The organism is Stenotrophomonas sp. CCNWLW162 (assembly GCF_037203745.1).
Lineage (GTDB): Bacteria > Pseudomonadota > Gammaproteobacteria > Xanthomonadales > Xanthomonadaceae > Stenotrophomonas > Stenotrophomonas maltophilia_AQ.
On sequence record NZ_JBBCBL010000002.1, the window covers coordinates 805,760 to 818,388 of the forward strand.

Annotated in this window: 11 protein-coding genes; 5 read left to right on the plus strand and 6 right to left on the minus strand. The window is 67.3% G+C overall.

The features are described 5' to 3' along the window. Positions 1–24: 24 nt before the first annotated feature. The 5 genes from cls to V9K93_RS08700 all read right to left on the minus strand — a co-directional run bounded on the left by cls (position 25) and on the right by V9K93_RS08700 (position 3,889). Entirely contained in the window at positions 25–1,443 is a 1,419-nt protein-coding gene (gene cls, locus V9K93_RS08680) for a cardiolipin synthase (RefSeq protein ID WP_337302405.1), read from the minus strand. Between the two features lie 203 nt (positions 1,444–1,646). Next, entirely contained in the window at positions 1,647–1,814 is a 168-nt protein-coding gene (rpmG, locus tag V9K93_RS08685) for a 50S ribosomal protein L33 (RefSeq protein ID WP_170272460.1), read from the minus strand. Positions 1,815–1,824: 10 nt separating this feature from the next. Beyond that, positions 1,825–2,061 (minus strand): 50S ribosomal protein L28, encoded by a 237-nt coding sequence (rpmB, locus tag V9K93_RS08690; protein WP_005411638.1) that lies wholly within the window; start codon positions 2,059–2,061, stop codon positions 1,825–1,827. 259 nt (positions 2,062–2,320) lie between these two features. After that, the gene (gene dnaQ / locus V9K93_RS08695; RefSeq protein ID WP_046983451.1) at positions 2,321–2,830 is read right to left on the minus strand and encodes a DNA polymerase III subunit epsilon; all 510 of its coding nucleotides are present in this window, start codon (positions 2,828–2,830) and stop codon (positions 2,321–2,323) included. A gap of 165 nt (positions 2,831–2,995) precedes the next feature. Beyond that, positions 2,996–3,889, minus strand: a complete 894-nt coding sequence (locus V9K93_RS08700) for a LysR family transcriptional regulator (RefSeq protein WP_337302390.1) — start codon at positions 3,887–3,889, stop codon at positions 2,996–2,998. 108 nt (positions 3,890–3,997) lie between these two features. Between V9K93_RS08700 and V9K93_RS08705 the strand changes: the two genes are divergently transcribed. The 5 genes from V9K93_RS08705 to V9K93_RS08725 all read left to right on the plus strand — a co-directional run bounded on the left by V9K93_RS08705 (position 3,998) and on the right by V9K93_RS08725 (position 10,625). Beyond that, the gene (locus tag V9K93_RS08705; protein WP_046983449.1) at positions 3,998–4,396 is read left to right on the plus strand and encodes a RidA family protein; all 399 of its coding nucleotides are present in this window, start codon (positions 3,998–4,000) and stop codon (positions 4,394–4,396) included. A gap of 161 nt (positions 4,397–4,557) precedes the next feature. Further along, positions 4,558–4,893 carry a hypothetical protein gene (locus tag V9K93_RS08710; protein ID WP_006402574.1) on the plus strand — a complete coding sequence of 112 codons (336 nt, stop codon included), beginning with the start codon at positions 4,558–4,560 and terminating at the stop codon, positions 4,891–4,893. Between the two features lie 56 nt (positions 4,894–4,949). After that, positions 4,950–6,203 carry a TolC family protein gene (locus tag V9K93_RS08715; protein WP_337302391.1) on the plus strand — a complete coding sequence of 418 codons (1,254 nt, stop codon included), beginning with the start codon at positions 4,950–4,952 and terminating at the stop codon, positions 6,201–6,203. Further along, positions 6,200–7,405 carry an efflux RND transporter periplasmic adaptor subunit gene (locus tag V9K93_RS08720; protein ID WP_046983447.1) on the plus strand — a complete coding sequence of 402 codons (1,206 nt, stop codon included), beginning with the start codon at positions 6,200–6,202 and terminating at the stop codon, positions 7,403–7,405. The genes V9K93_RS08715 and V9K93_RS08720 overlap by 4 nt, the downstream gene beginning before the upstream one ends. Positions 7,406–7,415: 10 nt before the next feature. Continuing rightward, positions 7,416–10,625 carry an efflux RND transporter permease subunit gene (locus tag V9K93_RS08725; protein ID WP_136639430.1) on the plus strand — a complete coding sequence of 1,070 codons (3,210 nt, stop codon included), beginning with the start codon at positions 7,416–7,418 and terminating at the stop codon, positions 10,623–10,625. A gap of 133 nt (positions 10,626–10,758) precedes the next feature. On the opposite strand, the gene V9K93_RS08730 is transcribed toward V9K93_RS08725, so the two are convergent. Continuing rightward, on the minus strand, positions 10,759–12,531 hold the full coding sequence (locus V9K93_RS08730; RefSeq protein WP_337302392.1) for a DUF885 domain-containing protein: 1,773 nt from the start codon (positions 12,529–12,531) through the stop codon (positions 10,759–10,761). Between the last annotated feature and the right edge of the window lie 98 nt (positions 12,532–12,629).

Genomic DNA, 12,629 nt, shown 5'->3' on the forward strand with positions numbered 1-12,629 from the left:
CCGAAATGGGCGGCCGGCATTGCCTTACATCAACGCATCGGCCAGCCGTGCGATGCCCTCGCGGCTGCGCCGCCACGTGGGGCGGCTGCGCCACTGCTGCAGATCCAGCTGCCGCGACTCACGCAGATAGCCATCCTCGATCTCGCACAACTGCTTCACCAGCGCGCGGTCGTAGCAGATCAGGCCGATTTCGGCGTTCAGCGCGAACGAGCGGATATCCATGTTGATCGAGCCGAGCACGGCGATGTCCTCGTCCACGCTCATGTGCTTGGCGTGCAGGAACTGCGGTTCGTACAGGGCGATGCGCACGCCACAGCGCAGCAGCTCGTCGTAGTACGCCTCCTGCGCCCACGAGGTCAGCCGCTGGTTGTTGCTGGCCGACAGGATCAGCTGCACCTGCACGCCGGACAAGGCCGCAATGCGCAGTGCGCTCAGCGTGGCTTCGTCCGGCACGAAGTACGGCGTGACCATCACCAGCCGCCGCCGCGCCAGGTGGATCAGTGCCGCTACCGCATCACGCGCGTTGCTATAGGGATATGCCGGGCCGCTGGGCAGCAGCTGGGTGGCGATGTCGTCGCTGCATTCGGGCACATCGGCGATCACGTCCAGGCGCTGGCCGGTTTCCATGTACCAGTCGCTGGCGAACACGGCTTCCAGATGCGCCACCGCCGGGCCGCGCACGCGCGCCACCAGCTCGCGGTTCGGGTGGCCGGGTACGAACCCGGGGCCGGCCAGGTTCTGCGAACCGACGTAGGCCACTTCGTTGTCGATCACCGCGATCTTGCGGTGGTTGCGCAGGTCCATGCGCCCGCTGCGCCGCCAGCGCAGGCCGCCGGGCAGCATCGCGCGCACCTCGATGTCACGCGCTTCCAGGCGCTTGCGATAGGCGCGCAGACCGCGCTTGGCACCCACCGCGTCGAGCAGCACGCGGCATTGCACGCCACGTGCTGCGGCACGCTGCAGTGCCTCGACCACCGCCTCGCCCACCGCGTCGTCAAACATCAGGTAGTACAGCAGGTGCACGCGGTCTTCAGCCTGGTCGATGTCTGCGATCAGCGTGTGCAGTGATTCGTCGTAGTCGGTCAGCAGGTCCACCGCGTTGCCGTGCACCGGCATGAAGTCGCCCTGGCGCTGCACCAGCGGTACGATCTCGGCACAGGCGGTATCCGGCCGCGGCGTCCAGCGCAGGCGATGCTGCAGCGCCTGTTCCTCGCGGATGACCTGCGAGGCCTCGGCCTGGCGGCGGATGCGCTCGCGCGACAGCCACGGGTGGCCGAACAGCAGGTACAGCGGCAGGCCCAGCAGCGGCACGAAGCCGACCAGCAGCAGCCAGCTGCGCGCCGCACCCGGCGTGGTGCGGGTGGGGATCCAGCACAGCGCGACCAGCCGGATGAGCCAGTCGATCAACAGCAGGTAGGAACCCAGCAGCCACTCGAACAGCATCGCGTCGCCCGTCGGGAGGTGATGGGTCATTCTGCCCAGCCTTCCGCCAACGTGCCAACCAAGGTTGGCACCTACCGTGTGTTGGAAGAGCGTGCCGACCAACGGTCGGCACCCACCACGGGAACACCGGGCATGAACACCGGGCATGAAAAAACCCGCCACAAGGGCGGGTTTCTTCGGAGGCGATCAGCAATCCTTGCGGATTACTTGATCTTGCCTTCCTTGTACGGGACGTGCTTGCGCACAACCGGATCGTACTTGGAGAATTCCATCTTCCCCGGGGTGTTCTTCTTGTTCTTGTCGGTCGTGTAGAAGTGACCGGTACCAGCGGTCGAAATCATACGGACCTTATCGCGCTTGCCTGCCATGATCGTCTACTCCTCAGACCTTTTCGCCGCGCGCACGCAGCTCAGCCAGAACGGAATCGATACCGTTCTTGTCGATGGTGCGCAGTGCATGCGCGGAAACACGAAGCTTCACCCAGCGGTTTTCGCTGGCAACCCAGAAGCGGCGCTCGTGCAGATTCGGCAGGAAACGACGACGGGTCTTGTTGTTGGCGTGCGAGACGTTGTTACCCGTCTGCACTCGCTTGCCGGAAACCTGGCATACGCGGGACATTGCGCACCTCGATAGTAAGTTGTGTCAGCCCGTAGCCCGGGAGACGGCGGCCTCGATGGTTGCCCACCACACGTCAAGAGAATCAAAGGGTTACGCTGGCGTTGGGCGGCCGGGGACGTGCTCCCGGGGGCGCCGCCCGGTAGAAAACCGGACACAGCGAGCCGCGCATTATGCACGGGTTCAAGCACTTGCGCAAGTTACCCACAGGCTGGGGCTGGACGCGACGGCCGCTCCCCCTGTAAAGCCGGGCCGGGCCGGCTCAGCGCAGGTGCGGAACCACCTGGGCAAGCAGGTGCGCGTCCTTCAACGCGCCATGCAGGCCCCGGTTGCTTGGGATGCGCAGGCGCACAAGCAGGTCGTCCAGCTTGTTGGGCATGCCGGGCCAACGACTACGCGCCAGCTTCAGGCTGCAGGTAATGCGGCAATGCTGGGCCAGACTGGCGGAGATACCGGCCAGGCGCAGCTCGTTGTCCAGGAAGCCCACATCGAAGGTGGCGTTGTGCGCGACCATCTCGCTGCCGCGCAGGAAATCCAGCAGTTCGGCGGCCTTGCTGGAGAACAGCGGCTTGCCCACCAGCATTGCGTCGCTGATGCCGTGAACGCGCTGCGCGCCCCAGTCCACCTTGCGCTGCGGCTGCAGATAGGTGTGGAACTGGCGACCGGTCAGCTGGCCATCGATCAGTTCGACGGCACCGATTTCGATGACCCGGTGCCCCAGGCGGTGGGAGATGCCGGTGGTTTCGGTATCCAGTGCGACGATGCGACTCATGAGTAGCGATGTTTCCTGTTGCGTGCCGTGATGATTTTCGCATGCCTGCCGCAGGAAGCCCCCTAAAGAGCCGAGCCCGCGCTCGGCTCACGCGCGAAGCGCGGGCCCTGAACGTTGCAGCCAGAAGCAGCCGAGCGTGGGCTCGGTTCTACAGATAAGCGGATTTCACCCCAATACCTCCACCACCCAATCGATGAACACCCGCATCCGCTGGCTCATGTGCCGGTTCGGCGGGAACATCACGTGCATCGGCATCGGCGGCAGCTGCCAGTCCTGCAACACCGGCATCAACTCGCCACGCGCCACGTGCGGATCGGCCATGTAGCTGGGCAGCGCGACCACGCCCAGCCCTGCCAATGCAGCCGCCAGATACGCATTGCCGTCGTCGAAACCGACCGTGTAGCGGCCCTGCACCTCGATGCGCTCATCGCCACGCTGGGCGTTGAACACCCGGGCGCGGCCACTGCGCGGGCTGAGGAAGCCGACCATGTGGTGATCCGGGCCTTCCAGCGCGCGCGGGTCGGTCGGCATGCCGAAGCACTGCACGTAGCCGGGGCTGGCATGAAAACCGATCGGCAGTACAGCCAACGGCCGCGCCACCAGCGCCGGATCGGCCGGCGTGCCACCACGAATCACGCAATCGACGTTGTCGGCGATGACATCCACCTCGCGGTCACTCACGCCGATGTCCAGCTGGATCTCCGGGTAGCGTGCCTGGAAGTCCGGCAGCGCCGGCACCAGCCGCAGCCGCGCGTAGGGTCCAGGCACGTCCACGCGCAGGCGCCCACGCGGCCGCGTGGCGGCATCGCCCAGCCCGCCCTCCACCTCTTCCAGCTCGGCCAGCAGGCGAGCGATGCGCGGGTAGTAGGCCGCGCCATCGGCGGTGACGCTGACCCGGCGCGTGGTGCGGTTGAGCAGGCGCAGCCGCAGATGCGCCTCCAGCTGCTGCACCAGCTGGGTGACCGTGGTGCGGCTGACCTGCAGGGTGTGCGCGGCATGGGTGAAGCTGCCGGTTTCCACTACCCGGGCAAACGCCCGCATCGCCTCGAAGCGGTCCATGGTGGGCCATGATTGTTTGGAATTTACAATCAATCTAGGCCGATCATCGCCGTTTATCCAGACAGCGTTGGCGCGGAGGATGGCATCCTCTCCCACGGGATCTTCTCCATGTCACAGCGTGATGTCGTTTTCCCCGCCGGCCGCCAGGCCCTGTACGAGCGCAACCGCTACTCGCCGGCGATCCGATCCAACGGCTTCCTGTTCGTCTCCGGCCAAGTGGGTAGCCGCGAGGACGGCTCGCCCGAGCCGGACTTCGAAGCGCAGGTGCGCCGCGCCTTCGACAACCTCAACGCGGTGTTGGCTACCGCCGGCTGCACGTTCGATGACGTGGTCGACGTGACCGTGTTCCTGGTCGATCCGGAAACCAACTTCGAGAAGGCCTGGGCGATCGTGCCTGAGTATTGGGGCGAGGCGCCGCACCCGACCCTGACCGGCATCGGCGTGACCTGGCTGTATGGGTTCCAGTTCGAGATCAAGGTGATCGCGAAGCTGCCTGCAGACCGGTAGTGCCGGCCGCTGGCCGGCAGCAATGTGCCGGGGTCAGAGCCCGTTCCAGAGGAACGGGATCCGACCCCACGCCCGGCCCACCTGAACGGGAGGTTCCGACGAATTCCCGAGGTAGCCATTGATATTGTATCCGGCGAAAACCGCTTGCTAGCCTCCCCTCCATGCGCCGGATCACCCGCCAACTGCGTACGTACCTGATGATGCTGCTGATGGCGGCATTCGTGGTCGTGCCGGTGGCCGACGCACTGGTGTGTGCGGTGGAACCGCATGCCAGCAGCGCCCATGTCGAATCCCTCGCGGACGACGCAGGCGGTGACAGCGACAGCAAGCACACCGGTGCCTGCACGCATAACCACTGCCACCACTCCACGCTGAGCCTGCCGGCGAACGATTTCGCCGCCTTCGGTACGCCGCTGCCGGCGCGCTGGATGAATGCCGGCGACGTGGCGACCTATGCGGTCGCCCAGGATGAATTGACGCGCCCCCCCCGGGCGTGAGTTGAGCGCGTCCCGCAATCGCGGGCTCCCGTTTCACTCACAACCGGAATCCCCCTATGTCGATCCTGACACCTCGGTCGCCGCGCGCGGCCGGGCTGGTCGTCGCTGTGTTGCTGGGCCTGGCCCCGGCGGCATCGGTGATGGCGCAAGCCGCCCCTTCCTACGACACCCTGCTTGAACGCCTCGACCAGCTGCCCGGCACCCGTGTCGGCGCGGCGCTGGCCGAAGCCGCCGACGCCCGTGCCGACCAGGCCCGTGCGTTGCCCAATCCTTCCCTCTCCTACTCCGCCGAGAACGCGTGGGGCACCGGCTCCTATGGCGGCATGGGCAAGGCCGACACCGTGCTCACCCTGTCCCAGCCCCTGGAGGTATGGGGCCAGCGTGGCGCGCGCGTCCGTGCCGCCCGCGCCGAGGCACAGGCGGCCAACCTGCGTGGCGCCCAAAGCCGCAGCGATGTGGCCAGCCAGTTGGCGGTGGTCTATGCACAGGCGGAAAGTGCACTGCGCCGCTACAGCCTGGCCGAAGAAGCGCTGACGCTCACCCGCGACGACGCCAACGCGGTCAATGCGATGGTCAAGCAGGGCCGCGAACCGCAGTTGCGCGCGGTGCAGGCGCAGAGCGAAGTGGCCAACGCCAGCGCCGCGCTGGATGAGGCGCAGGCGTTCCGCGACGCCGCGTTGGCCCGCCTGGCAGGTGCCGCGCTGCTGGATGCACCGGTGCAGTCGATCAACGACAGCCTGCTCGACCGTGCTCCGCCGCTGCCGCGTGGCACCACCGATGCTGCGCTGGCGGTGCGCATCGCCGAGGCCGAAGCCGATGCAGCAGGCAAGCTTGTCGACGTTGAGCGCAAGCGCGCCCTGCCCGACCTCAGCGTCACTGCCGCACAGACACGCTTCCGCGAAGGCGGCGAGCGCGCCTACAACCTCGGCGTCAGCCTCAGCATCCCGCTGTTCGACCGCAACCGCGGTGGCATCCGCGCCGCCAATGCCGACCAGCGCGCGGCCGAAGCCCGTCTGGACCAGCAACGCCGCGACAGCGAGGCCGCGCGCCTCTCCGCCGTGGCCGGATTGAAGGCGGCCGGCAGCCGCACCCGTGCCTCCGACGAAAGCGTGGTCGCCGCCGAGGAGGCCTATCGGCTTGCCCGGGTCGGCTTCGACGCAGGACGCATCTCGCAGCTGGAACTGCGCAGCACCCGCAGCGCCCTCATCGCCGCCCGCGGCACCGCCGTAGACGCGCGCCTCTCGCGCGTCGGCGCCGAAATCGATCTTGCGCGCCTTGAAGGACGCGCCCCCTTTGTGGAGGCCCCATGACTCTCTCTCGTACTTTTCCGCTGATCGGCGGTGTCCTGTTGGCCGTGTTCCTGGCCGGCTGCGCCGGCAACGCGCAGACGCCGGAAACGGCCGATGCGACCACCGCCAAGGCCGGCACCGACGATGGCCACGGCCATGCTGCCGACAGCAAGGAAGCCAAGGCGGAAACCGCCAAGGCTCCCGCCGACGCCGATGAAGGCGTGGTGCAGCTGACCCCGGAACAGATCAAGGCGTCCGGTATCGAGGTGGTCGCCATCGGCCGTGGTGGCGGTGGCTCCACGCGCCTGTCCGGCCGCGTTGAACCATCGGTGGGCGCACGCGCCTCGGTGGCCTCGACCGTGACCGGCCGCGTCGAACGCGTGCTGGTGGCACCGGGCACGGCGGTGAAGCAGAACCAGGCGCTGGCCATCGTGGTCAGTGGCGAGGCGGCAGTGTTCCGCGCCAATGCGCTGGCCGCATCGGCCGAAGCCGAGGCCGCACGCCTGGCCTACGGCCGCGACAAGGCGCTGGTCGACCAGGGTGTGGTTGCGCGCCAGGAGCTGGAAGCCTCACGCGCGCGTTCGCTGGCGGCACAGGCCCAGGCGGCCGCCGCGCAGGCCCAGGCCGCCGCCAACGGTGCGCCCGATGCCAGTGGCCGCGTGCGCATCACCAGCCCGGTGGCCGGCATCGTCGGCAACGTGCAGGTCACCCCGGGCGGCGTGGTCGCCGCCGGTAGTGCCGTGGCCGACGTCGCCGATCCGAGCATGAACGAACTGGTGTTCACCGCACCGCCAGCGCTGGCCGCGCAGGTCACGCCCGGCATGAAGCTGGAAGTGAGCGTGCCGGGTGGCAGCTTCACCGCCACCGTTACCGGTTCGGCCGCCGATGTCCGCCAGCAGGGCGGCGTCGCGGTGATCCGTGCCACGCCGGTGGACGCCTCCTTGCCGCCGGCCGGTTCACCGGTATCCGCCGTGGTGGTCACCGAAGGCCAGGATGGTTCGCTCAGCGTGCCGGCCGATGCGGTGCAGAACGTCGATGGCAGCAGTGCGGTGTTCATCGCCGTCGAAGGCGGCTTCAAGGCGCAGCCGGTCCTGGCCGGACGCCGTGCCGGTGACCGCATCGAGATCCTCGGTGGGCTGACCGGCAGCGAGCGCATCGTTGGCAGCAACGCCTTCCTGCTCAAGGCCGAACTGGCCAAGGGCGAAGCCGAGCACGGCCACTGAGGAGGCGACCATGTTCAAGCTGATCATTGAAACAGCGGTTCGGCACCGCTGGCTGGTGGTGTTCATGGCGGCACTGATCGCCGCGGTGGGCCTGTTCCAGCTGGGCAAGCTGCCGATCGACGCGGTGCCGGACATCACCAACCGCCAGGTGCAGATCAACACGGTGGCACCGGCGCTGACGCCGGAGCAGATCGAGCGGCAGGTGACCTACCCGCTGGAGACCGCGCTGGCCGGCATTCCCGGCCTGACCACCACCCGTTCGCTGTCGCGCAATGGCTTCTCGCAGGTCACCGCGATCTTCACCGATGCCACCGACATCTACTTCGCCCGCCAGCAGGTGGCCGAACGCATGCGCGAAGCATCGGAAGACCTGCCCGACGGTGCGTCGCCGATGCTGTCGCCGGTCACCACAGGCCTCGGCGAAGTGCTGATGTGGACGGTGGACTTCACCGCGTTCGATCCGGCCAAGCTGGCCAAGCCAGGTGAAGCCGGCTGGCAGGCCGGTGAGGTCTACCGCACGCCCGAAGGCAACCTGCTGCGCACGCCGGAAGAACGTGCGACCTACCTGCGCACCGTGCAGGACTGGATCATCGCGCCGCAGATGCGCTCCAGCCCCGGTCTGGCCGGCGTCGATACAGTCGGCGGCTACGTCAAGGAATACGGCGTACATCCGGACAGTGCAAGGCTGGCCGCGCACGGGCTCGGCCTGGCCGACCTGGTCACTGCCCTGCAACGTTCCAACGTGCAGGCCGGTGCCGGTTTCGTACAGCGTGCCGGCGAAGGCCTGGTGGTACGTGCCGATGGCCTGGCGCTGACCACCGACGATCTGGCGCAGGCCCCGGTGGCCACCCGCAATGGCGTGGTGGTGCGCGTGGCCGATGTGGCCGACGTTGACCTGAGCCGCGCACCGCGCCTGGGTGCGGCCAGCCGCAACGGCCACGAAGCCGTGCTCGGCACCGCGCTGATGATCGCCGGCGGCAACAGCCGCACCGTGGCGCAGGCAGCTGCGGCGCGCCTGGAACAGGTCAACAAGTCGCTGCCGGCGGACATCGTGGCAGCACCGGTGCTGGACCGCAGCGTGCTGGTCAATTCCACCATCAAGACCGTGGCCAAGAACCTCACCGAGGGTGCGCTGCTGGTGGTGGTGGTGCTGTTCCTGCTGCTGGGCAACCTGCGTGCAGCGACGATCACCGCGCTGGTGATTCCGCTGTCGTTCCTGTTTGCAGTGATCGGCATGAACCGCTTCGGCATCAGTGGCAACCTGATGAGCCTGGGTGCGCTGGACTTCGGCATCCTGGTGGATGGTGCGGTGATCGTGATCGAATCGACGCTGCTGATGCTGGGCCAGCGCCGCGCCGAACTGGGCCGTGCATTGACCGCGATGGAACGCCTGCGCGTGGCCGCCGATTCGGCGCGCAAGATGGCACGCCCGGCCGCATTCGGCCAGCTGATCATCCTGCTGGTGTTCGCGCCGATCCTTACCCTGGAAGGCGTGGAGGGCAAGACGTTCCACCCGATGGCGGCCACTTTCATGCTGGCCCTGATCGGTGCTTTCATCTTCTCCTTCACCTTCGTGCCGGCGATGGCCGCGCTGCTTGTGCGGGAACCGAAGCTGAAGGACGGCGATGCGCATGCCGATGATGGCGAGCACGAGACCAAGCTGATCCGCGTGCTGCGCGCGCGCATCGAACCGGTGATCCGCAAGGCCGTGGACCATCCGCGCACGGTGGTGGTAGGCGCGGTGATGATGGTGGTGGTGGGCATCGGTTCGTTCTCGCTGCTGGGCCGCGAGTTCATGCCGACGCTGGACGAAGGCAACGTGGCGATGCAGGCCCTGCGCGTACCGTCGACGTCGCTGGAGCAGTCGCTGGCGATGCAACTGGCGCTGGAAAAGGCGATTGCCAAGCAACCGGAAGTGGAGACCGTGTTCTCGCGCACCGGTACCGCCGAGGCGGCGATCGATCCGATGCCGACCAACATCTCCGACAGCGTGATCGTGCTCAAGCCACGCAAGGACTGGCCGGATCCGAAGCTGGGCAAGGATGCACTGGTGGCACGCTTCGAAAAGCTGGCCGGGCAGCAACTGGGCAACAGCTTCGAGTTCAGCCAGCCGATCGAGCTGCGCTTCAACGAGCTGATCTCCGGCGTGCGTACCGACCTGGCGGTGATGATCTTCGGCGATGATTTCAGCCAGCTGCAGAAGGTGGCCGACCAGGTGGCGCTGAAGCTGCGTGCGGTGAACGGCGCGGCCGACGTGCGGGTGGAACAGATCTCCGGCCTGCCCACGCTCAACGTGGCCATCGACCACGTGGCGGCGGCGCAGTACGGCCTGACCGCGGCCGATGTAAGTGACGCGCTGGCCACCGGCATCGGTGGTACCGCCGCCGGCAAGATCTTCGAAGGCGATCGTCGTTTCAACGTGGTGGTGCGCCTGGACGATGCCTCGCGCAACGATCCAGACCAGCTGGCCTCGCTGCCGATCGCCACGCCCGCGGGGCTGGTGATTCCGCTGTCGTCGGTCGCGCGCATCACAGTCAGCGAAGGACCCAACCAGATCAGCCGCAACAACGGTAGCCGCCGCGTGGTGGTGCAGGCCAACGTGCGTGGGCGTGACCTCGGCGGCTTCGTCGGCGAGGCGCAGGCAGCAGTGGCCGACGTGGCGCTGCCACCGGGTGCCTACCTGACCTGGGGTGGCCAGTTCGAGAACCTGCAGCGCGCGGAGAAGCGGCTGGCAACGGTGGTGCCGGTGGTGTTCCTGCTGATCGGCAGCCTGCTGTTCATGGCCCTGCGCAGCGGCAAGGAAGCCGTGCTGGTGTTCAGCTGCGTACCGTTGGCGCTGGTCGGCGGCATTCTCGCGCTGCTGCTGCGGGGCATGCCGTTCTCGGTGTCGGCGGCGGTCGGCTTCATCGCCGTCTCCGGCGTGGCCACGTTGAACGGCCTGGTGCTGATGCAGGCGATCCGCGAGCGCCTGGATGCCGGTGACCTACCGATGATGGCGGCGATCAACGGTGCGTCCAGCCGCATCCGCGCGGTGCTGACCACCGCACTGGTGGCGATCGTCGGCTTCATTCCGATGGCGATTGCCAGCGGTTCCGGCGCGGAGGTGCAGAAGCCGCTGGCCACGGTGGTGATCGGCGGGTTGATCACCGCCACCGTGCTGACTCTGCTGGTGCTGCCGACCTTCGCTGCGCGGGTGGCCAAGCCAAGGGCGGTGGGGTGAAACATGACGGGGTCGGATCCTGCGATCCGACCCCGTTTTCCGATCCCCGGTAGTGCCGGCCGCTGGCCGGCAATGTCGAACGATTGCAGTGCGTGCAGGTTGCCGGCCAGCGGCCGGCACTACCTTGGAACGGTCAGGCCTTCTTGCGTTCGGCGATGTAGGCCTGGATCTGCTGTTCCAGCACCGGCAGCGGCACCGAGCCCTGCTTGAGCAGGGTGTCGTGGAAGCCCTTGATGTCGAACTTGTCGCCCAGTTCCTTCTCGGCCTGCGCGCGTAGGCGCACGATGGCGATCTCACCCAGCTTGTAGCTCAGCGCCTGGCCCGGCCAGGAGATGTAGCGGTCCACTTCGGTGGTCACTTCATGCTCGCTCAGCGCGGTGTGGTCGCGCAGGTAGGCCAGCGCCTGCTCGCGGGTCCAGCCCTTGCTGTGCACGCCGGTGTCGATCACCAGACGCGTGGCGCGCCACATTTCGTAGGTCAAGCGGCCGAAATCCTCGTACGGGGTTTCGTAGATACCCATCTCCACGCCCAGCTTCTCGCAGTACAGCGCCCAGCCTTCGCCGTAGGCGGAGATGTAGGCGTTGCGGCGGAACTCGGGCAGGTTCTTCTGCTCGGCGGCGATGGCACCTTGCAGCGCGTGGCCCGGATCGGATTCATGAAGGGTCAGCGCCGGCAGGTTGTACAGCGGGCGCGACGGCAGGTTGTAGGTGTTGAGCCAATAGGTGCCCATGCCACCGCGGCCGGCGGTCCAGAACGGTGCGATGTCCGGCGGCACCGGCACGATGGTGAAGCGCGCGCGCGGTAGGGTCATGTACTTGCCCAGCTGACCGTCTGCCCGCTTGGAGATCCATGCGGCGCGCGACAGCAGTTCTTCCGGCGTCTTGGCATAGAACTGCGGGTCGGTACGCAGGAAGGTCAGGAACTCGGCAAAGCTGCCCTTGAACTTCACCTGTTTGATGATGTCGTTCATTTCCTTCTGGATGCGTGCCACTTCATCCAGGCCGATGCGGTGGATCTCGTCCGGCGACAGGTCCAGCGTGGTGTATTCGTGGATCTGCTGCTTGTAGTACGCCTTGCCGCCCGGCATCGCTTCGGCGGCCAGCGTGGTGCGCGCCTGCGGCACGTACTCGTTGACGAAGAAGGTGCGCAGCTGCTGGAAGGCCGGCACCACCTTGCCACTGATCGCTTCACGCGCCTGCGCCTGCAGCTTGGCCTGCTCGGTGGCCGGGATGCTGTTGGGCAGCTTCTTGAACGGCGCGTACAGCGGCGATTCGGTCGGGTCTTTCAGCTCGGCGACGGTGGCGATGGACACTTCGCGGCCATCGAGCACCGCGCGCGGCACGCTGAAACCGCGCTTCAGGCCGGCGCGCATGTTCTCGGTCTGCTGGCCGAAGTAGCGCGGCACATCATTCAGGCGGGCGATGTAGTTCTGGTAGTCCTGCACGGTCTTCATCTCGCGCCGGGCCATGAAGGACAGGTTGGACCAGAACGACGAGTCGGCGTTGAACGGCATCTCGTAGCCACGCAGACGCGTCTCTTCGGCCAGGTTGAACACCTGGTCACGGTAGATCGCGTAGTTGACCTGGTTGTCGGCCGACAGGGTCTTCGGGTCGATCTTCCTCAGCGCGGCGAGGGTCTCGTCCCACACCTTCAGGCGCGCCTGCTGCGCGGCCGGGCCGACGTCGGGCATGCGCGTGGCATTGGCCGGAGCGTCCTCGTCCTCACTGGCCTCGCCGCCGCCCTGCTGGCGCCACTTCCATTCCTTTTCGTACAACGCGCGGAAGGCGGCGTCAGCGGGCGATTCGGTGGCCACGCTGGCCGGAGCCATAGTGGCGGGAGGTGCGGCCAAGGCCACGGCGGGGGCGGACAGAGCGAGCAGCAGGGCGACGGCAAGACGGGTTTTCACGAGCACAGGTTCCCGGGAAGGCAGACCCCGATCATCGCACCGCCCATCGCCCGTGGCATGGGACGAAGGTCCTGCCTGAGCCGTGTCCTGGTAGCTGC